This window comes from Pseudomonas sp. Marseille-P9899 (genome assembly GCF_903166565.1).
GTDB classification, from domain to species: Bacteria; Pseudomonadota; Gammaproteobacteria; order Pseudomonadales; family Pseudomonadaceae; genus Aquipseudomonas; species Aquipseudomonas huaxiensis.
The window spans coordinates 1279522-1299703 of sequence record NZ_CAESCG010000002.1 but is presented as its reverse complement, the minus strand read 5'-3'; the positions used below and the strand labels follow the sequence as shown (position 1 = coordinate 1299703).

The window sequence follows — 20182 nt, the reverse complement described above, 5'->3', positions numbered from 1 at the left end:
GGCGATAAACCTGGCCTGGTCATGCCGACGTCCAGTCAGCGCAACCAACAGTCAGGAGTCAGGCCGTGTCTCCCGCCTGGCTGGCCGGCGTGGCACGCCGCGCCGGAGCGGTCTCGCGAAGCATGCTGGCGACGAGCAGCCCGAGCACTGCGCCGCCCAGCGCCAAATAGAGGGTGTACTGGATGCCATGCTGCTGCGCGATGAATCCGGCCAGGGCCGGCGCCACGCCGCCACCGAACACCTCACCGATGCCCACGACCAGCCCGGTGGCGGTGGACACCAGCGGCAGCGGCACCGACTCGCTGGTGATCGGCCCGACGGTCATGCAAATCATGCTGAAGTTGAAGAAGGTCGTCAGGAACAGCAGCACGAACAGGGTCAGCGGCTCGGCACCGGTGCGCATCAACAGGCCAATGCACAGCGCGGTCGCGACGAAGCTGCCCAGCACCACGGGCTTGCGCCCGATCCGGTCGGACAGGCCGGGCAGCACCAACTGACCGATAAAGCCGCCCAGCCCGATGGCGGACATGACAAAGCCCATCTGCTGCAGGTCCAGACGCAGGTAGTCGGTGAGGTAGTTGGGCATCATCACGCTCAGCACGAACAGGCTGGTGAGCATGCAGAACATGCCGAGGATGTTCAGCGGCACGTTGCGATAACGCAGCGCATCCAGCCAGCGACCTTGCGCCGCGCCGTCCACCGGGGTGGCGGCTGGTGCCACGCGGGTTTCCCGCAGATAGCGGTACATGAACCAGGCGAGGATGAAGCCCGGCAGCGAGACCACCACGAACACCCAGCGCCAGGAAGGCAGCACCAGCAGCAACTGGGTCGCGAGAATCGGCGCCAGGCCAAGGCCGAGGATCGGGAAGAACGCCTGCTGAATGCCAATGTTCAGCCCGCGCCGGGAGGGATGGGAGGACTCTGCCGTGGCGGCGATGGCGGTCGGGGTGAATGCCCCTTCGGAAACCCCCATGACCGCACGGATCAGTAACAGCGCGGCAACCCCGTTGGCCAACCCGGAAAAACCGGCCAGCAGGGAAAACAGCAGCACCGCCGGGATCAACACTTTGCGGCGGCCGATCCGGTCGGACAGGCGCCCCATGAAGATCGAGGAAATCCCCCAGGCGATGGCCAGGACCGCCGAGATATTGCCGAGGTCCTGATAGTCCAGTTGCAGGTCCGCCATCATCACCGGAAACAGCGGCAGGATGATGAAGCGATCCAGGCCGACCAGGCCAAAGCCCAAGGCAAGCATGGCGACGGCCATGTATTCGTAACGCGCATTCCACTTCTTGTCATTGTTGTGCATGGCATGGGTACTCGTGGCAGTGGCAGGCGATCAGAAGTACAACAGCGCTTCGATCAGGGTGGTGAGTTGCGAGCGATCCCGACCGTTGCCGTAGGGCCGGTCCTGACCGCGGGCGTCGAACCAGTCGTAACGCAGTTCCGGGCGCAAAGAGAGGTTGCTGCTGACGTCCCAGCGCAGACCGGTGGTGAGGGCGTTGAAGTCGCCGCGGCTGGTGCTGGTGGGGAACAGGATGAAACCGTCCGGGTCGCTGAAATGCTCGCCGCGAACCGAGAACGACAGGTCCGGGCGGTACTGGTAGGTCAGCACGGCATTTGCGCCCCACCAATGGGCGCCGGCAAAGCCCGGGCCGGTCACCACATCGACGGTCGAGGCCTTGCCATCACCGTCCTGACGGCCGTAGACCAGCTCGGCGCCCATCGACCAGCGCTCGTCGAACGTGTGCCAGCCATTGAGGGAGTGCTGCTGCTTGAGCTGGCCGCTGTCGGCGATCAAGCGTGAGGTCGGCGCCTGGACATCGCTGACGCTGTCGTTCTGTTCGTCGCCGACAATGAATTCGTAGTCGATCCAGGTGTTCATGTCCGGCGTGCGCCAGCGCAACGCGCCCATCAGCGACTTGCCATCGTTGTTGTCGCGCAGGTTGTTCCAGCCCTGCACCACGCCCAGCTCCAGGCCAAGGATGCCGGGGTCGCCGTCAAGCAGACGGGTGCCGACCAGCACCCCGGAGACCGTCCCCGGTTCGCTGACGAAGGCGTAGGTCTTGCTGGCAAAGGGGTTGCGGGCCTGGCGGACGTTCGGGGGAATTTCGTAGCCGAGCGCCGGGCCGAACACCCCGACCATGAAGTTGAAACCCGGGCCATAGGGGACATAGGCGGTGGCGGCGATGTTGGGGATCGCCAGGAAGCGCTCCTTGTCCCTCTGCGCTTTGCCGTTGTCGTCCTCGTTCATGCCCCAGTGCATGTCCCAGCCAAAGGTGCGGGCGAACTGCGCATTGCGCCCGTAGTTGGCCTCGAAGGTAAACCCGAAGGCGAACGCCTCGGGCTTGGGGCCGGGCAGCGGGGTGATGCGCGGCACGAAGGTGCCGTTGAGCGTCTTGTCGACGAACAGGTGCAGGCTGCCCCACTCCAGGCCTTCGTCGGACATGCCAGTGAGGGGCAGGTTGCTCAGGCCATCCTTGCGTTCGTCATGGCTGGAGCGGTTGTTGCGCACGTAGGCAATGTCCAGCAGGCCGGAAACGGTGATGCCGTAGTCACGCTCCAGACTGTCCCCGAACAGCCCCTTGAACAGGGCACCTTCTCCGGCAGCCGGCGCCTCGGCCGCATGACATTCCACCATCGCGAGGGCGGCCAGAACCGCACCAAGCGCTTTCACCTTGATGTTGTGCATCGATCTGTCTCTTGTTGTTGTTTTCAGAAAGTTGCCGCAGGGGCCACGCCCCTGCGGCAGCGGGACCTACACCTGCGCGGCGAGCGGCTGGTTCGGCCGCGGGGCTGCGCCTCGGGCGTGCTGGATCTGCAGATCGCGCCCCAGCGCCTCCAGCAACTGCGGCAACGCGGCCTGATCACTCACGCCGCCATAGAGGTAAAAGTCCGGGCGGACCACCACGCACTGCAACCCGGCCTCGGCGAGGAAGCGGTGGTACTTGCCGGACAGGTCGCGACAGGTGCCCGGCGCGCCGTCGAGGCTGAGGCGCACGCTCTGGACCTGCAGATGTTCGAGCACGGCCAGGTGTGCCGGGCTCAAGCCGGCCAACGGATCGTCGCCAATGCTCAGCAGGTGGAAACCGTGGCCGAAGACATCGTCGAAGCGCTGCTTGCGCCCCTGATGCTCGATTTCGCCATGCACGCCCAACGTGCCGGCAATGCCCAGTGCGCTGCCCGTGCGCGGATCCTTGAACACCGCGCCCTCAACCAGGCCCGGGAATGGCGGCAATGGCGGCACTTCCCCGGCGAGGAATGCGGCGTCGCGCTCGGCGGCCTTTTGCGGATCGGCCACGCAGACCACTTTGCCCATTTCCACCGAAGCGTCGATCACCGCGCGGATCTGCGGCTTGCGCTCCAGGGTGTAACTGTCCAGCAAGGTGTCGGCGCACAAACCCTTGAAGATCAGGTCCAGGCGCCAGGACAGGTTCCAGGCATCGCGGATCCCCGAGCACATGCCCTGGCCCATGAACGGTGGCATCAGGTGCGCGGCATCGCCGGCCAGCAACACCCGGCCATGGCGCCAGGTCTCGGCGATGCGCGAGCGGAACTGATAGACGGCATGGCGCACCAGCGTGGCGGTGTCCGGGGTGACCCAGGGCGCCAGCAGTTCCCAAACCTTGTCCAGGTTTTGCAGCTCTTCCAGGGTTTCGTGGGGCAGACGCATGAACTCCCAACGGCGGTAACCCGGCCCACCGGGGACCATGGTGGTCGGCCGCGCCGGATTGCACCACTGACCGATGTCCGGCACCTCCAGTTCGACGCCCGGTTTGGGTTGCAGGTCGACCACCAGCCAGTCTTCCTGGAAACCCAGGTCCTGCCAGCCGATGCCGCACTGGCGGCGGACCAGGCTGTTGGCGCCGTCGGCGCCGATCACGTAGCGGGCCCGCACCTGGCGCTGTTCGCCCGACTCGGTCTCGCCGCTGCGCGGGGTGCGCTGAACGTGGAGGTCGCAGCCTTGGGCATCCTGACTCAGCGCCAGCAGTTCCCAGCCCTGATGGATCTCGACGTCAGCGATGGCCTTGGCCCGGCGGTCGAGAATCTCTTCCAGCGCCGGCTGGTTGAACAGGTAGCCGAAGGGACCGTCACTGATCGATTCGGCGGACCAGTCGATCTCCACCAGCACTTTCCAGTCGGCGTTGAACCACTGATAGCAGGCCGACGGCTGGGAAATGTTCTTGAGCTCGTCCTCCAGGCCCATCATGCGAAACACGCGGCGAATCTCGTGATCGTGGAACACCGCGCGCGGCAGCGGGTACAGGGATTGCCAGCGCTCGTACACGGCAACGCTGTAGCCCATGCGGCCGAGGAGGATGGCGAGGGTCTGTCCGACAGGACCGTAGCCGACGATGGCGACGTCATGAATCTTGTTGTTTTCGTTCATCTGTTCTGACCTGAACCGGGTTGGTTTGGGCAAGCCGCTCCCCGCCTCCCTGAAAAACCAGGGAAGTGCCGGGGCGAAGAGCTGCGTGCGTCGCTGGAGCGCTAGCGTTCTACTGGCGCGCTGTCCGTATCGGTGTTGAGGATGAAGTACTCGGGGACACTGGGGCCCCACAGGTACAACGAGTTCTCGGGAGGGAAATCACCCGCCGGCCACTGGCTGCCGGCGTCGATGTAGTCCATGTCCGCCGAGTACTCGCAGAACGATCCCCAGGGATCGCGGATGTAGTGGAAGTAGTTCGAGCCCAGGCAATGCCGCCCGGTGCCCCACCCTTCCCGGTAACCGGCGCCGGCCATCTGCTCGGCACCGTTGCCGACATCGTCGACGCTGTCGACTTCCCAGGCAGCATGGTGGAAGCCCTTGGCGGTGCTCTTGCAGAACGCCACCAGGTGGTGATCGCAGCCATGCGGGGCGTGAGTGAAGGCGATGATGTCCTGGGAATGATCGGACAGCCGCAGCCCCAGGCCGCGGCCATAGAATTCGACAGCACGGGGAACGTCGGGGCTGAACAACAGCACATGGGACAGGCGCCGTGGGCGGACCTGGCTCACCGCGTCGCGGGTGGAAACGCCGCGTACGGCAGCTTCCGACGAGGTCAGTGGGCGCTTGCCATCGGGCATGGACTTGGCGCCGACCTTCACTTGCAGCAGATTGCCGTCAGGATCGCGGAACCAGAAGCCCTCGCCGTTGCCCTCTTCGAACCGGCCACCAGCGGCCTCGACCTGCTCGCGCAGGGCGGCGTAGTCTTCGGCGAAGCAGTTCAGGCTCAGGTAGGCCAGGCTCTTGCCCTGGCCGGGCAGCATCCGCGCCCAGCGGTGTTGATCGGCGGCCCGCAGTTCGAGGCCGTCCGGGGTCTGGTCAACATCCAGACCGAAGCAGGTAAAGAAAGCGCGCGCCTCGGCCAGCGAGGGCACAAACAGCGCGTAATGATCGATCGAATGCACACCACGGGTCGTGATAGTCATGATCGCCTCCCGTTCTTGTTCTTTCGTCGAAGCCTCGGAGCGAGAGGCTTCGATCTGGCCGGGAATGCCCGGAATCAGTCAGGCTTCGTCGACGATGGGGTTGACCAGGGTGCCGATGCCTTCGATGGACACTTCCACGACATCGCCGGCTTTCAGATAAACCTTGGGGTTCATGCCGAAACCGACGCCTGCCGGCGTGCCGCTGACGATCACGTCCCCCGCTTCCAGGGTCACCGCCTCGCTGAGGGTGGAAATGATCGTGGCCACGTCGAACAGCATGTCATCGGTATTGGCCGACTGCACCACCTTGCCGTTGACCCGGGTCTCCAGCAACAGGCCTTTGCCACCGGCCGGCAGTTCGTCCGCCGTCACCAGATCGGGGCCGAAGGCGCCGGTGTCATCGAAGTTCTTGCCGACGGTCCACTGTGGCGACTTGAACTGATACTCGCGAACCGAACCTTCGTTGAACAGCGCATAGCCGGCGACATGCTGCAACGCCTCGTCTTTCGCGATATGACGCCCGCCGCTCTTGAGCACCACGGCCATCTCGCCCTCATAGTCGAGGGTGTCGGAAACGCGTGGGCGGATCAGCGGTTTGTTGTGCGCGGTTAGGCTGCTGTTGAAGCGCGGGAACAGGGTCGGGTAGTCCGGCTGGGCGTACGGCGATTCCTTGGTGTGGTCGGCGTAGTTCAAGCCTACGCAGACGATCTTGCCGGGCCGGCTCATCAGCGACAGGTAATCCTGCTCACCGATCACCACCAGCGCACCTTGCGCCTCGGCGCCGTAGGTTGCCAGGTCCACGCCGCGAGCCAGCAACGACTCCAGCGACTCCTCGCCCAGAACCCGGACACCTTCGGTAGTGCGAACGCCCAGTACCGGGCGGCCTTGATGATGGAAACGAACGTAACGCATGGACCTCACCTCTTGTTGTAATTCGTGACGACCGCCAGGCAGCGCGGCATGACGGCTAAGCTAATCCCGAGAAAATATATCGTCAATCGAAAAATATATTTTTATCGAATTATTGATAAATACCCCGATTGTGTATGATCTTGCCCATCAGCTATCAACGGTGGTATGGCCCATGAACCAAGCCGAACGCTGGGCACAGCAGCCCGTAGCCTCGGAAAAACGCACCATGGCCTCGCAATTGGAGGCCCAGGTACGCGAAGACATCATCAATGGCCGCCTCGCGCCGGGCAGTCGTTTGCGCCTGAAGGAATTGGCCGAACACTATGACGCCGGCGTCATCCCTCTGCGCGAGGCACTGTCGCGTCTTGCCACCAGCGGTTTCGTCGCCTCGGAAGACCAGAAAGGATTCAGTGTCGGGCGTATATCCGCCGAAGAAATCCTCGATATCACCCGCACCCGCCTGCTCATCGAGTGCCAGGCGCTGGCGGAGTCCATTCGCCAGGGTGACCTGGAATGGGAAAGCCAATTGATCGCTGCCCATCACCGCCTCGACCGCCTGCCCATCATCGAAGGCCCCGAGCGGTTGATGAAGCCGGAGTGGGAAAAGGCCCATGAAGTCTTTCACCAGACGCTGATTGCGAACTGCCGTTCGCCCTGGCTGCTGCGCCTGTCGCACATGCTGCGCGACCAGACCGCACGCTACCGCATGCTCTCGGTGCATTACGAAAGTGGCGACAAACGCGATGTCCCGGGCGAACACCGCGCCTTGCTGGAGGCCGCCCTGGCCCGCGATGTCGACAAGGCGTGCGCGCTGCTCGCCGAGCATTACCAGACCACCACGCGCAATGTGCTCACTCATCAGGCGCTGCAGGGCTGATTGCCAGGTTCGCATCCGGTGCAGCCGAGGGCGTTATCCACTCCTCATGACGGATAACGCCGCCCTCAGTCCCAGCTAAGTTTCGTGCCGTACCTTTTCTCCTGCGCCGATCAGCGCGCAGTCAGGAGAGGTGCCCCAGATGAATGCCACAGCAGCCCGTTGGCTGAACAAAGTGCCCGAGGTGACGCTGTCATTTTGGGTCATCAAGATCTTGTCCACGACCGTCGGCGAAACCGGCGCCGACTTTCTTGCGGTCGATGCCGGCTTCGGCGCCGGGCCAACCAGCATTGGCATGGCGACGCTGCTTGCAATCGCCCTGTTCTGCCAACTGCGTACCAAGGCCTACACGCCCTGGATCTATTGGTTGACCGTGGTGCTAGTGAGCATTGTCGGCACGCAGATAACGGACATTCTCACCGACAACCTGGACGTCAGTCTGTACATCAGTACCGCCGTCTTTTCCGTACTGCTGGTGATCAACTTCCTGGTCTGGTACCGGATGGAGCACAGCCTGTCGATTCGCGAAATCGTCACCCCGCGACGTGAGCTGTTCTATTGGGCCACGGTGCTCTGCACCTTCGCATTGGGCACCGCCGCCGGTGATCTGGCCACCGAGGCTCTGGGCCTGGGCTTCACCCTCGGCGCAATGATCTTCGCTGCATTGATCGCGGGCACGCTGATCGCCTGGCGTCTGGGCGCCAATACCGTGCTGATGTTCTGGATCGCCTACATCCTTACCCGCCCTTTCGGCGCCTCTCTCGGCGACTTGCTGACCCAGGCCAAGACCTATGGCGGCCTGGGCATGGGGGCCACCTGGACCAGTGCAATCTTCCTCTGCGTCATTGTGCTGCTGGTGACCGTCGCCCAGATCAGCGTTGGCAATCGCAAATCCATTGCGTAATAAATCATCAAGGGACATCACCATGAACCACGTACACAAGCTTGTTCGTCACGTTGCCATCGTCTCGTCGATCGTGTTGCTGAGCATCGCCGCCGGCTGTTCGAAACCTGCCGACAAACAGGCCGCAACTGCTGGGGATTCAGTAACGACCCAGCACCAGACGGGCTCAAAACTGGGCGATCTGTCGGCGTTCCGCAGCATCGCCGCCGACGTCAGCGCCTTGGTCAATAACAACGACCTGCCAGGTGCGAAAACCCGGATCAAGGATCTGGAAACCACCTGGGACTCCGCCGAAGCCGGGATCAAGCCACGCGCAGCGAGCGACTGGCATGTGCTGGACAAAGCCATCGACCACGCCCTTGATGCGTTGCGCAGCAGCAACCCGAACCTCAGCGACTGCAAGGCGGCCATGGATAACCTGATGCAAGCCTTTGACTCGATGAACGGCAAACCCTGACGCCGACAGCGGACAAACCGCTGCCAAGGTGCTTCACTACAGGCGCGACGGTCTCCCCCTCGCGCCTCATTTCTATCGGAGCGGGTCATGCGGATATTGCTGGTCGAGGACGACCCGATGATTGGCGACGCCATCCAGCGCGCACTCACCGATGCGAGCTATGCCGCCGACTGGGTGAAGAACGGTCTCACCGGCCTGGCCTCGCTCGACACTCATCATTACGACCTGGTGCTGCTGGACCTGGGGCTGCCCGGCAAGGATGGCCTGGAGGTACTGAGCAGTATCCGCGCGCGCGACAACCCCGTGCCGTTGCTCATCATCACTGCGCGAGACAGCCTTGATGACCGGCTGCGCGGACTCGATGGCGGCGCCGACGACTACCTGCTCAAGCCCTTCGCCATGGCCGAGTTGCTGGCGCGCATGCGCGCGGTCCTGCGGCGCAAGGGTGGAAGCGCAGTCCCCGTGCTTGGCAACGGCGTGGTGTCCCTGGACCTGGTGTCAAAAGAGGCCAGCACCAACGAACAGCCCGCGGTGCCCCTCTCCAATCGCGAGTTCGCCCTGCTGCAAGCGTTGTTGATCCGCCCGGGCGCCATTCTCTCGCGCAGCGACCTCGAAGAGCGTCTCTATGGCTGGGGCAATGAGGTGGAGAGCAACGCCATCGAATTCCTGATTCACTCGCTGCGACGCAAGCTGGGGAGTCAGGTAATCAAGAACGTCAGGGGTCTGGGATGGATGGTTTCAAAAAGCGTTTGAGGGAGTCGGTTCAGCTCAGGCTGTCGCTGGTGCTGTCACTGGCGATCCTGCTGGTGGCGGTGGTCGCCAGCATTTTTGCGTTCGTTTCCGCCCTGGACGAAGCCCACGAACAGCAAGACGAGACCCTGCGTCAGGTCGCCGTACTGTTTGACCGCCAGCACATGACGCTGCAGTACCCCGAGGGCAAGGCCATCGAAGGTGATGATGAAGAATCCCGGGTGATCATCCAGTACCTGGCCGATGGCAAGCAATCCAGCGCCACCACGGATGAGCTCATGCCGTTACCGTTCCCCACCACCCTCGCCGATGGTCTCTCCACGGTGGACGTCGCCGGCGAGGCCTTTCGCGTGCTGGTCAGGACCACCGCACGCGGCGAGCGGATTGCCGTAGCCCAGGAAATCGATGCCCGTAACAAAGAGGCCCGCGAAAGCGCCTGGCGCAGTTTGCTGCCTTTTCTGATCTTGTTACCCGTTCTGCTGCTGGTGGTCGGCGATCTGGTGCGCAAGCTTTTTCGTCCCATCGCAGCCCTTGCCGCAGAAGTCGACCAGCGTGCCGAGCAAGAACTCCACCCACTGGACGAACAGCACCTGCCCACTGAAATCAGGCCCTTCGTGATCGCTATCAACCGCCTGCTGGAACGGGTTGCGCAATCCATGGAGACCCAGCGGCGCTTCGTTGCCGATGCGGCGCACGAACTGCGCTCGCCCATGACGGCGCTGTCGTTGCAGGCCGAGCGCCTGGACGCCGCCGAGATGCCGGAAGCGGCCCGGGAACGGTTGTTGCCGCTGTCCCGAGGCATTGAGCGCGCAAGGAAACTGATCGACCAACTGTTGACCCTGGCGGCGGCGCAATCGGCCTTGAACCACCCGGTAGTCGCTGTTTCAGTGCATGACATCTATCGCCGCGCCCTGGAGGACCTCTGGCCGCTCGCCGAGCGCAAACACCTGGATGTAGGGGTCGAGGGGGCCGAGGACGTGCACGTCCTCATCAATGAAATGGACCTGCTGACGCTGGTCAAGAACCTGCTGGACAACGCAATCCGCCATACCCCTGACGGCGGACGAATCGATCTTTCGGTGCAACGGACACAGGCAACCGCACGGCTGCAAATCAAGGACTCCGGTCCAGGCATCGCAGTGGCCGAACAAGAACGTGTATTCGACCCGTTCTATCGCAGCCTGGAGTCGGCTGAAACCGGCTCGGGGCTCGGACTTGCAATCGTCAAGGCCATCACCGACCGCAGCGGAGCCCGGATCGAAATCGGTTTCTCGGATGAACAGCAGCAGCGTGGGCTGTATGTTTCGGTCTGGCTAAGGACTGCAGCGCACTGACGTTCAGCCCCCGCCGCCTCTCAAGTTGCGTGTTGCATTGCCGAATCGACCGCCTCGATGAGTATGTCTGCATGCTCAGTCGTAAACGTCAAAAGCGGTCGAACCTTGAGGACGTTTTCAAGCGGGCCGGCTGCGCTGATCAGCACGCCGTTCTCGCGCATGTGGTTGACAACCCGTCGAGCCTGTTCGGCTGCCGGTCGTTTGCTGCTGCGGTCGGTGACAAGCTCTATACCGATAAAGAGTCCGGCTCCTCTGACATCGCCGATAATCTCGTGCCGCGCCGAAAGCCTGGTCAGCCCCTCCAGCAAGTACTTGCCGATGTCATGCGAGCGCTGCTGCAACTGGTCCTGCTGGATGACATCCAATACCGCTTTACCGGCGGCACACGACACCGGGTTACCGCCGAATGTATTGAAATACCGCATGTTCTTCCCGAAGTGATCGACCACCTCGGATCGCCCGACGATACCGGCAATCGGCTGACCATTACCCATTGGCTTGCCAAGCGTGACGATATCCGGCCGCACATCATGTCGAGTGAAGCCCCACATATTCAGGCCGGTACGAGCAAAGCCAGGCTGTACTTCGTCGGCGATGTACAACATGCCTTCGGCTTGGGCCAATGCAATGCCCTCGGCAAGAAAGCCCTCGGGCCCGGTCAGAACGCCGTCGCTGGAGAAGATGCCATCGAGCATGATTGCGGCCGGTCGGATGCCGTGCTTTTTCATGTCATCGATCGCTGCTCGCACATCAGCGGCGAATATCGAGGCAACATTGTCGGCGCCCAGACGGTATGCATCTGGCGCACGTACTGTGCGCACATGCTCGGGCAACACGATGCAAGGTCCAAGCGATGGCGAGAGTTCAGCGATATCCCCGGTCACACCGTGATAGGCAAACCGGGTGATGATTACGCCGGTACCGCCGGTGTACTGTCTGGCGATGCGAAGTGCGAGGTCATTCGCTTCGCTGCCCGTGCAGGTGAACATGACCCGATCCAGATCATCGGAGAAGGTCCCCAGCAGTTGCTCGGCATAATCGAGAATGCCTTCCTGCAGGTAACGGGTATGGGTGTTGAGTTGCAGCGACTGGCGGTACATGGCCTCCACTACCTGCGGGTGGCAGTGACCGATGGAGGCAACGTTGTTGTAGGCATCGAGGTATCGACGCCCTTGTTCATCGAAGAGCCAGACACCTTCGCCGCGAACGGTGTGCAGCGGCCGCTCGTAGAACAGGCGATAGGCCGGACCTAGCAAGCGCTCTCTGCGCTCGATAAGGCGCCGTTCGGTTTCTGACAGTCGGGTTGCATCTTCTGAAGTAAATCCATTGATCATGCTCATGCTTTAATCGTCCGGACACATGCCAAAGAAATTCGATCTTCAATTTCCGATCGGGATAGAGCCGACAGCGCTTTTATATTCGCCCATGCACGCTGAGAGTTGCGGTGAATATACGCACGGTTATCAGGGTGCAATTGAGCACGCCACGAATTGATGCAGAGCGCCAACGCCAGACGCGTGCTCAGCAGCTCGGGAAGTAGCGTCAACTCTTCATTGGTCAGTGGATTAAGCTGATGATACGAGGCGATCACATCAAGGGCAGGATCCAGAACATCACCTCGTTGACCCAGGTGATAAGAAGCAGCGACGGCGATTTCATTAACGAGCGGCGCAAAAACCATGTCGCCGAAATCCAGGATATTTCGCAGGATATCGGGGTTCTCGGCATCGACAATAATGTTGTGCGGGTTCATGTCATTGTGAATAACCTGCTTGCGAAGGCGAGATAGCCTTGGCAACACGAGCGTCTCGAATTGATCGAGACTTCGCTCGACGATGCTTCGCCCTCCCTGGTCCTCGATGTGAACCAGCAGCGGTCGAAGATGCTCGGCATGTTGCATGTCCCACAGCAAAGCATGTCCGGCCGCGGGGTGATTGAAGCCCTCCAGCGCCAGGTCGAGCCGGGCAAGGGACTGCCCAATCACCTTTCTGAACGCCGTGGTCGTGCTCTCTACCTTATGAAGCGGAATGCCATCCACGAAGGACAGGAGACGGGCCAGCATGCGTTGGCCATCCACCTCAACGGCGGTGGCGTACTCGCCGGTTAACGACCGCTGCACCCGCTGCACCGGCAACTCGGGATCACGCAGCTCAATCCGTCTCATTGCCTGGTTTTGGAAGTCGACGACGTCGGGATTCTCAAGCGGGTGAGAAAGCTTGAACAGGCGGGAAGAGCCATCGTCGAGCATTACGCGGAAATTCAGGTCGCGCTCGCCGCCCAACTTTTCGAGTCTGCCGCTTAAACCATAATGTCGCTCGAGTATTTCGCACGCCTGCGCATCGCTAACGTGAGCAGGAGCGATTTCCAGCAAGCTGTCATCAATAGATAAATTCTCAAGCGGCATAACTCACACCCTCTTCCGACTTACAATTGGCGCCCCCAACCAGGCAGGCGCCATCAATCACTTATTAACCCAAGCGTTGAAACGCTCTTCCAGGTCTTCACCGTGATCAATCCAGAACTCCGCGTCGGTCGCACGGGCATTCTTCAGATTGTCGGGAGCCGTTGGAAGCTTTTCACCAATCTTCTTGTCCACCAGATCCATCGCATTTTTGTTGCTGGGACCATAGGGAATCGCTTCGACGAAGTTTTTCTGCTGAACAGGCTGGCTGGCAAAGGCGATGAAGTTCTCTGCCAGTTCCTTTTTCTTGGTGCCTTTGACAATCGCCCAGTGGTCGAGGTCGTAGAGGCTGCCGTTCCATTGCATTGCGAACGACTGGCCTTCGTCCTGTGCAGAGGTAACGCGACCGTTATAGGCCGATGTCATGACCACATCGCCAGCCGCCAGCCACTGCAAGGGCTGGGCGCCAGAATCCCACCATTGAATGTTGGATTTGATCTCATCCAGCTTCTTGAACGCGCGCTTGATTCCCTCTTCAGTGCCAAGCACTTTGTACAGATCCTGGTTGGCAACGCCATCGGCAAGCAAGGCAAATTCCATGGTGAACTTGGCGCCGCGCCGCAGGCCACGCTTTCCTGGAATTTTTTTCACATCCCAGAAATCAGCCCAACTCTGCGGGACAGAGGCAACTTTCTTGGGATCGTACGTCAGTACGGTCGACCAGATGAAAATGCCCACGCCACAGTCACTGACTGCCGCCGGTATGAAGTCTTCTTTCTTTCCAATTCGATCCCAGTCCAAAGGCTCGAACAGCCCCTCACTACAGCCGCGAATAAGCTCCGGTGATTCAACCTCGATGACATCCCAAGTGGTTGTGCCGGTGTCGGCCATCACTTTGATTTTTGCCATCTCACCGTTGTAGTCATCGGCCGTGATGGTCACGCCGTTTTTCGCGGTGAAGGGTTGATAGAAGGTTTTTTCCTGGGCCTGGCGGTTGTTGCCACCAAACGAAACCACGGTGAGTTTTTCAGCGGCGTTCAACGGTCCTGCGAGTGCTCCAAGCACCAGTACAGCTGCGATTTTTATGTTCATGCGTCTCTCCAGGTGAGCTACGGGGTCGTGGGCAGCATCAAGGGATGGCAGTTTTTTTGTAGTGGCAGCAACAGGTCGAGCAAGACGCTTCCTTATTGATGGAAATACGTCTCCCCCCGGCTATAGGGGTGAGCCATTAAACCACAATAAAAATATGATGCATCATATTTTTAAGCTACGCTTGGCCCTACCAGCCAAAGGGATCGCACCATGACCGACCAACGTACCTTGCTTCTCACCGGCGCAAGCCGCGGTATTGGCCACGCCACCGTGAAGCATTTCAATGCTGCGGGATGGCGGGTGTTCACAGCCTCCAGACAGGACCTGGGCGAAGGTTGTCCCTGGGCGGAGGGTCTGGCCAATCACATCCATCTTGATTTGGGGAGTGTTGAGGACGTCCAGAGAATGCTTCCCGAGATTCGCGAGAAGCTCGGCGGCAGACTGGATGCGCTCGTCAACAATGCCGGGATCTCTCCAAAAGGCGCGAATGGCGAACGCCTTGGCGTTCTGGAGTCCGACTACGCCACCTGGCTGAATGTGTTCAACGTCAACCTGTTCTCGACGGCCCTGCTGGCTCAGGGCCTTTTCGCAGAATTGAAAGCGGCGAAAGGCTCGGTGATCAACGTCACCTCCATCGCCGGTTCCCGCGTCCACCCTTTCGCTGGCGTCGCGTACGCCTGCTCAAAGGCTGCTCTGTCGGCGCTGACGCGGGAAATGGCGCATGACTTCGGCGCTCATGGCGTCCGGGTGAACGCTATCGCGCCAGGGGAGATTGACACCTCGATCCTGTCTGCCGGCACGGAGCTTATCGTTGAGCGATCCATCCCGATGAAACGAATGGGCAAACCGGAGGAAGTCGCGGCTCTGATTCACTTCCTGTGTACCCATGGCGCCTCTTATGTGAATGGCGCCGAGATACACGTGAATGGTGGGCAACATGTTTGAGTTATCCGATACTCTGTCCGGGAAGGTCTCCCACCCCATTCGGGCACGTGTCGCACACGAGTAAGCAATGAATTACCCCATCGAGAATCTGAAGCACTCCTATCTGGGCAGCGGTATCTATGGCCTGCTGCGAGAGGCTTTGATCACTGGTCGCTTCAAACCCAATGACAGATTGCGCATTCGCGATCTGGCCGAGCAACTGGGCACCAGTGTCACACCTGTCCGCGACGCAATCCTGCAGCTCGCCAAAGAACAGGCTTTGATTCTCAAAACCCCGAGAGACATACGGGTGCCAATGCTGACCTCCAGGCAATACCTGGAGATTCGAAGCATCCGCCTGTCGCTGGAAGGATTGGCGGCAGAAACTGCGGCGTCACTTGTTACGCCGCAGCAACTGGAGCAATTGGAAACCTGTATTCAAAGTAATCTCGCGGCCATCCAGGACAACAATCTGGCCTCAGCCCTCACCCACAATCATGAATTCCACTACGCCCTGACGCAGATCGCTGACATGCCAGTGCTGTCCGGTCTGCTGGATGGTTTGTGGATGCGTACGGGACCGTTGATTGCCAGTGCCTACGGGAGCTTCAACGAGCGCATGGCCATTGATCACCACTGGGATGTGCTTTCGGCGCTGAAGAAAAAGGATGGTGTGGCCGCGAGAGAAGCAATCTGTAGTGACATTCTGGATGGAAGTCAGAAAATGCTGGAGTACGTCCAGCTTGAGCATGATTGAGGGACTAGCTCACTGGCGTCAGTGAGTGAGTAAGCAGTGGCTCCACTATGGCCCTATGGCGGTTGTTCCCCAAGGGCCACTGTCGAACGAAAAAACTGGACCGGTTAACCGGTCCAGTTTTTTTCTGTGGCGTGATTAGCGGCGAATCAGAAAGTACCGCGCAGGGTAAGGGCAAAGTTGCGTGGCGCGCCGTACCAGTTGCCGTACGAACTGGACTCTACGGTCTGGTAGTACTTCTTGTCGAAGAGGTTGTTGGCATTGACGGCAGCCGTCCAGTTCTTGTCGATACGGTACTCGACCAGACTGTTCCAGACCGCGTAGCCAGGCTGGATGTAGTTGTAGTCGTCGACCGCATCGCTGAGCGAGCCGTCGGCCAGGCGACGCTGCACCGAGCCACTGACGTAGTTGGCGCTCTGAATGGTGGCGCCAAGTCCGACCTTGAAGCGCTCCAGCTCGCCTGGCAGTTGGTACGTGGTGAAGAACTTGAACAGGTGCTTTGGCGTCTGGGTGCTGGCCGGCTTGTTCTGGTTGGCAGAGTTGGCGGCGTTGGTCTGACGGTTGATGTTGAACGTATAGCCTGCACTGATCATCCACCCCGGCAACAGCTCACCACTGACTTCGGTATCGACACCCTTGCTGATGATCTCGCCGGAAGCGCTGTAGCAGCAGTTGTTCTGGTTGCCGGCAGGGCCTGAACCATAGAAGTCCACGATGGCTTCGTTCTCGCGCTTGATGTAGTACAGCGCGGAAGAGATGTTCAGACGACCATTGAACAACTCACCCTTGGTACCGAATTCGTAGGTGTTGCCGGTGATGGCCTTGAGTGGGGTGAAGGTGTTGTCGATGAACTCGGTCTGTGGCTTGTAGATTTCCGCATAGCTGGTGTACAGCGACCATTCGTTGCCCAGGTCGTAAACCAAGCCACCGTAAGGCGTGATAATCCCGCTTTCCTTGCCGCCACGTGTCGTGTCGCCATCGACTGACGGTACGAGAACCTGGTTGAAGCCGTTGTAGTCGGTGTAACGCGCACCAATGATCAGTTTCAACGGATCAGCCAATTGCGCCTTGAGTGTCGTGTAGACGCCGGTTTTACGCGCCACCCACGACGGGGTGTCGTAGTACAGCGGCGGGGTCGCGCCTTTGGGCATCGATGTGATGTCCGAGTAGGGATCGACCGCAGGCGCCGAAGCGAAGTCGCTGTGGTCGGTGTAGGTGCGGCGGCTCTGGGTGTAGTCGCTGCCCACGATCCATTCATGAGTGCGGCCAAACGCATCGAACTTGCCGTCGAAGTTGACGTCCAGCAGGTCCTGATTGTTGGAGTAGTCACGCACGAAGTGCTGGAACGTACCGCCGTTGGTCACGGTCGGGTCGATCGGCCCTTCCAGTTGACCGAGGTCCGCATGGCTGTCGAATTTGCTCTTGGTGTAGCTGGTGTTGAACTTCCAGTCGTCGTTGATCTGGTGTTGCAGCTTGAAGAAGCCTTCGGTCTTTTTGAAGTTGCCGGTGGACCAGTCTGCGCTGGTGGAGGTGTGGCGGCTCAGCTTCAGCGGATCACCGGTGACATAGCGTGGCAGGCCTTCGTCCCAGTAACCGTCGATGTCGCGCCATTCGTAGCTGCCACCCACGGTCACCAGTGTGTCCGGCGTGACGTCGGCTTCTACGGTCCCGAAAACCACGTGCTTTTCGCTGCCGTAGTTGTCGTAGAACGCTTTCTTGTCCTCATACGCCATTGCCAAGCGACCGCGCAGTTTGCCGTCAAAGCCCATGGGGCCGGTGACATCGACTTCCTGGCGATAGTTGTCCCAGCTCCCGGCGGAGCTCTGCACGATGACCTGGTTGTGGTCCAGCGCGCGCTTGCGGACCAGATTGATGGTGCCACCCGGATCACCGGTGCCGCCGTACAGGCCATCGGAGCCGCGCAACACCTCGACGTGGTCATAGGGCAGCATGTCCGGCAGGCTGTCGTAGCTTTGTTGGCGAAGGCCGGCGGCACCGCCGTCGGTCTGCACGTTGGTCAGTGCGAAACCGCGGGAGAAAATGCTGGTGTTTGCGTCGTTGCCGCCCGTCAGCGTGATGCCGGTGATTTGATCCAGAGTGTCCCGAAGGGTATCCAGACGCTGGTCCTTGAGGCGCTGTTGGGTCATGACGGTGACGGACTGCGGAATCTCACGCAGGCTTTGCTCGGTCTTGCCGCCGACCTGCGCCGCACCCGTGGTGTATGAGCCATTGTTCTCGGTCATCTCGCCCAGCGTGGCTACACCCACCACGTTAGTTGGCGACAGGGCGATACCGCCACCCTCGACATGTTCAGGAACCGGCACCAACTGATACCCACCATCGCTCAGGGCTTGGGCCTGCAAGCCGGTGCCGAGGAGTATCAGGTTCAATGCCTGGTCGATACGGTAATGGCCGCGCAACCCCTGGCTGTGCTTTGCGGCCAGATCGGCTGGGTTGAAGACGATATTCAGGCCGGTGACCCGACTGAGTTCGGTCAAGGCAGCATCCATCGAACCGGCAGGAACGTATAGATCATAAGCCGAGCCGGTCGGAGAGGGATCGGCAGCATTGGCGCTCGACAGAGTGGCGAGACCAAGCCCCAGACAGATGACTGCCTGGCGAACAGCGATACGCAAAGATGAGTGGTGGGTCACGATAAATCTCAAGGAAAGATGGAGGGGTCTGATCTGTATGCCGGGCCAGATCTGAATTCCCCTCACGGTCCGAGACTTTTTTGCTGGCTTGGGTCAGGCGCTTAGGCGCACCCAATAGCGTGTCATCGAATGAAGCTGCAAACCGTGGGCCTGTGCCAGGAATGCCAAGGTGGCATCGGTATTTTTCAAGTTGAAGTTGCCGCTGATGGAGCGTTGGGCAATGTTTGGCTCACACCCCAAATACCCTGCGCGATAGCGGCCGAGTTCACTCAGCACATCGGCCAGGGGCATGTCGCGTGCGACCAGTAAATCGTCTCTCCACGTGGCGGCCTCTTGCGCAGTGCCGGGTCGTCGCTGAACGTCGAATCTGCTCAGTTCCCAGATTTCCCCCACATGGGCGGTGGCAGCGTCACCTGTTTCCGGTTGCATGCGCACCGCGCCTTCGGTGACACCGAGGCGGCAGGTCAGCTCATAAAGACGCACGTTGAAACGCGTACCCAATGCCTCGAATTGGCCAAGGGAGGTGGTCACGCGCAGGGGGCGATGGTGAGGGGCGGCGGGATCTTTGCCGCTGATGAGATAGAGCTCGCCGCGCAGCAGTTCGATATCGCGAACCTGCGTGTCAAAGCGCACCCGCACGGCGCTGTCGGTATTGAGCTCGAGAAGACTGCCATCCGCCAGCGTCCACTGACGGCGCTCTCCGACCTGCGTGTCGAAATCGGCCATCAGACGTTGCCACGGCTTGGTTGCGTGAGTGGTCCAGGCCGTTATCCCCGTCGCACTGAGCAACGACAGCAGCTTTATCATCTGACGCCGCTGCAGGCGGGTCTCTGGCAGCTTTTCCAGAGTCTTGCGGGTAAGGCTGGCAGGCACTGCGTCGAACCGCCCGCCCAGGCTCTGCATGCGGGCCCATGCCAGACGATGTGTTTCAGCAGCGGCCAGCCAGCGCTCAAATGCCTGGAGGGTTGCGTCATCCGCCTGGCTGTACGTCACCCGTATCGACCACTCGATTGCCTGATCCACCACCTTGGCCGGTAACGACGTCAACGCGGCCTCGGTCATTGGCTATCCTCGAATTCCAGCCGGTAGCAATGGCGCAGTGCCTTGGCGATATCGCGCTCCACGGTGGCCAGCGAAACGGCGAGCCGTTCGGCAATCTGCGGACAAGACATGCCATCCAGTTTTGCCATGAGAAACGCAGTGCGGGCGCGCTCAGGCAGTTCATCCAGAAGCCGGTCAATCGCCACCAGCGCCTCAATGGCCAGCGAGCTGATCTCCGGCGACGGTACATGTGCCTCGGGCAATTGGGCCAAGGTTTCCAACCATGCACGCTCGATATCGCGATGACGCCAAAGGTCGATGACCAGGCCCCTGGCGATGGTGCGCAGGTAGGGGCGCGGCTCACATATTGCTTGCAATTGGCGACGCTGCATCACACGGACGAAGGTGTCTTGGGCGAGATCCGCAGCATCTTCCGCATTTTTCAGGCGATGACGAAGCCAGCCTTGCAGCCAGCCGTGATGGCTGACGTAGATGTCTTCAATTGAATTAGCGCCGGGCATGCTGATCCTTCCGATGCAAGTCTTTAATGATAATATTTCCTATTATCACCTGCTGTGTGCGAAAGAAACTAGGGGGCGACTGAAAAGGTTGGTATGTCTTGCAGCGTCGATCTTATGCGCGGCTCGATCAAAGCGACCGAGCCCCAGCCACG

At 60.6% G+C, this 20182-nt stretch carries 18 protein-coding genes; 7 read left to right on the top strand and 11 right to left on the bottom strand.

The features are described from left to right. Positions 1–58: 58 nt before the first annotated feature. The 5 genes from HWV67_RS15300 to HWV67_RS15280 form a co-directional block, all read right to left on the bottom strand. Positions 59–1309 carry an MFS transporter gene (locus HWV67_RS15300; RefSeq protein WP_110972753.1) on the bottom strand — a complete coding sequence of 417 codons (1251 nt, stop codon included), beginning with the start codon at positions 1307–1309 and terminating at the stop codon, positions 59–61. A 30-nt stretch (positions 1310–1339) separates the two neighbouring features. Continuing rightward, positions 1340–2692: an outer membrane beta-barrel protein gene (locus HWV67_RS15295; protein ID WP_175651820.1), complete on the bottom strand. Its 1353-nt coding sequence runs from the start codon at positions 2690–2692 to the stop codon at positions 1340–1342. A gap of 66 nt (positions 2693–2758) precedes the next feature. Beyond that, positions 2759–4390 (bottom strand): bifunctional 3-(3-hydroxy-phenyl)propionate/3-hydroxycinnamic acid hydroxylase MhpA, encoded by a 1632-nt coding sequence (mhpA, locus tag HWV67_RS15290; protein WP_175651819.1) that lies wholly within the window; start codon positions 4388–4390, stop codon positions 2759–2761. Between the two features lie 101 nt (positions 4391–4491). After that, positions 4492–5412 carry a VOC family protein gene (locus tag HWV67_RS15285; protein ID WP_175651818.1) on the bottom strand — a complete coding sequence of 307 codons (921 nt, stop codon included), beginning with the start codon at positions 5410–5412 and terminating at the stop codon, positions 4492–4494. Positions 5413–5490: 78 nt separating this feature from the next. Next, entirely contained in the window at positions 5491–6324 is an 834-nt protein-coding gene (locus tag HWV67_RS15280; RefSeq protein WP_175651817.1) for a fumarylacetoacetate hydrolase family protein, read from the bottom strand. A gap of 172 nt (positions 6325–6496) precedes the next feature. Here HWV67_RS15280 and HWV67_RS15275 point away from each other — a divergent pair, with 172 nt between their 5' ends. From HWV67_RS15275 to HWV67_RS15255, 5 genes are all read left to right on the top strand, one after another. Continuing rightward, positions 6497–7201 (top strand): GntR family transcriptional regulator, encoded by a 705-nt coding sequence (locus HWV67_RS15275; RefSeq protein WP_225422606.1) that lies wholly within the window; start codon positions 6497–6499, stop codon positions 7199–7201. Between the two features lie 139 nt (positions 7202–7340). Further along, positions 7341–8102 (top strand): COG4705 family protein, encoded by a 762-nt coding sequence (locus HWV67_RS15270; protein ID WP_175651816.1) that lies wholly within the window; start codon positions 7341–7343, stop codon positions 8100–8102. A gap of 22 nt (positions 8103–8124) precedes the next feature. Then, positions 8125–8559, top strand: coding sequence for a hypothetical protein (locus HWV67_RS15265; RefSeq protein WP_175651815.1), 435 nt, complete (start codon positions 8125–8127; stop codon positions 8557–8559). An 87-nt stretch (positions 8560–8646) separates the two neighbouring features. Beyond that, complete coding sequence (locus HWV67_RS15260; protein WP_175651814.1) at positions 8647–9312, top strand: response regulator; 666 nt, start codon at positions 8647–8649, stop codon at positions 9310–9312. After that, positions 9288–10643: an ATP-binding protein gene (locus HWV67_RS15255; protein ID WP_175651813.1), complete on the top strand. Its 1356-nt coding sequence runs from the start codon at positions 9288–9290 to the stop codon at positions 10641–10643. Before HWV67_RS15260 ends, HWV67_RS15255 begins: the two co-directional genes overlap by 25 nt. 20 nt (positions 10644–10663) lie before the next feature. Here HWV67_RS15255 and HWV67_RS15250 read toward each other — a convergent pair whose 3' ends face one another. From HWV67_RS15250 to HWV67_RS15240, 3 genes are read right to left on the bottom strand one after another with little or no spacing between them, the layout of a single operon-like run. After that, positions 10664–11983, bottom strand: a complete 1320-nt coding sequence (locus tag HWV67_RS15250; RefSeq protein WP_175651812.1) for an aspartate aminotransferase family protein — start codon at positions 11981–11983, stop codon at positions 10664–10666. After that, positions 11980–13047 carry a phosphotransferase gene (locus tag HWV67_RS15245; protein WP_175651811.1) on the bottom strand — a complete coding sequence of 356 codons (1068 nt, stop codon included), beginning with the start codon at positions 13045–13047 and terminating at the stop codon, positions 11980–11982. Before HWV67_RS15245 ends, HWV67_RS15250 begins: the two co-directional genes overlap by 4 nt. 57 nt (positions 13048–13104) lie before the next feature. Further along, complete coding sequence (locus tag HWV67_RS15240) at positions 13105–14136, bottom strand: ABC transporter substrate-binding protein (RefSeq protein WP_175651810.1); 1032 nt, start codon at positions 14134–14136, stop codon at positions 13105–13107. Between the two features lie 210 nt (positions 14137–14346). Between HWV67_RS15240 and HWV67_RS15235 the strand changes: the two genes are divergently transcribed. Together HWV67_RS15235 and HWV67_RS15230 are read left to right on the top strand one after the other, a co-directional pair. Further along, positions 14347–15081, top strand: a complete 735-nt coding sequence (locus HWV67_RS15235; protein WP_095156609.1) for an SDR family NAD(P)-dependent oxidoreductase — start codon at positions 14347–14349, stop codon at positions 15079–15081. Positions 15082–15148: 67 nt separating this feature from the next. Then, positions 15149–15817, top strand: a complete 669-nt coding sequence (locus HWV67_RS15230) for a GntR family transcriptional regulator (protein WP_175651809.1) — start codon at positions 15149–15151, stop codon at positions 15815–15817. A 146-nt stretch (positions 15818–15963) separates the two neighbouring features. On the opposite strand, the gene HWV67_RS15225 is transcribed toward HWV67_RS15230, so the two are convergent. The 3 genes from HWV67_RS15225 to HWV67_RS15215 form a co-directional block, all read right to left on the bottom strand. Then, on the bottom strand, positions 15964–18312 hold the full coding sequence (locus tag HWV67_RS15225; RefSeq protein WP_175651808.1) for a TonB-dependent siderophore receptor: 2349 nt from the start codon (positions 18310–18312) through the stop codon (positions 15964–15966). A gap of 249 nt (positions 18313–18561) precedes the next feature. After that, complete coding sequence (locus tag HWV67_RS15220) at positions 18562–19530, bottom strand: FecR domain-containing protein (RefSeq protein ID WP_175651807.1); 969 nt, start codon at positions 19528–19530, stop codon at positions 18562–18564. Further along, entirely contained in the window at positions 19527–20030 is a 504-nt protein-coding gene (locus tag HWV67_RS15215; RefSeq protein WP_175651806.1) for a sigma-70 family RNA polymerase sigma factor, read from the bottom strand. The genes HWV67_RS15220 and HWV67_RS15215 overlap by 4 nt, the downstream gene beginning before the upstream one ends. Between the last annotated feature and the right edge of the window lie 152 nt (positions 20031–20182).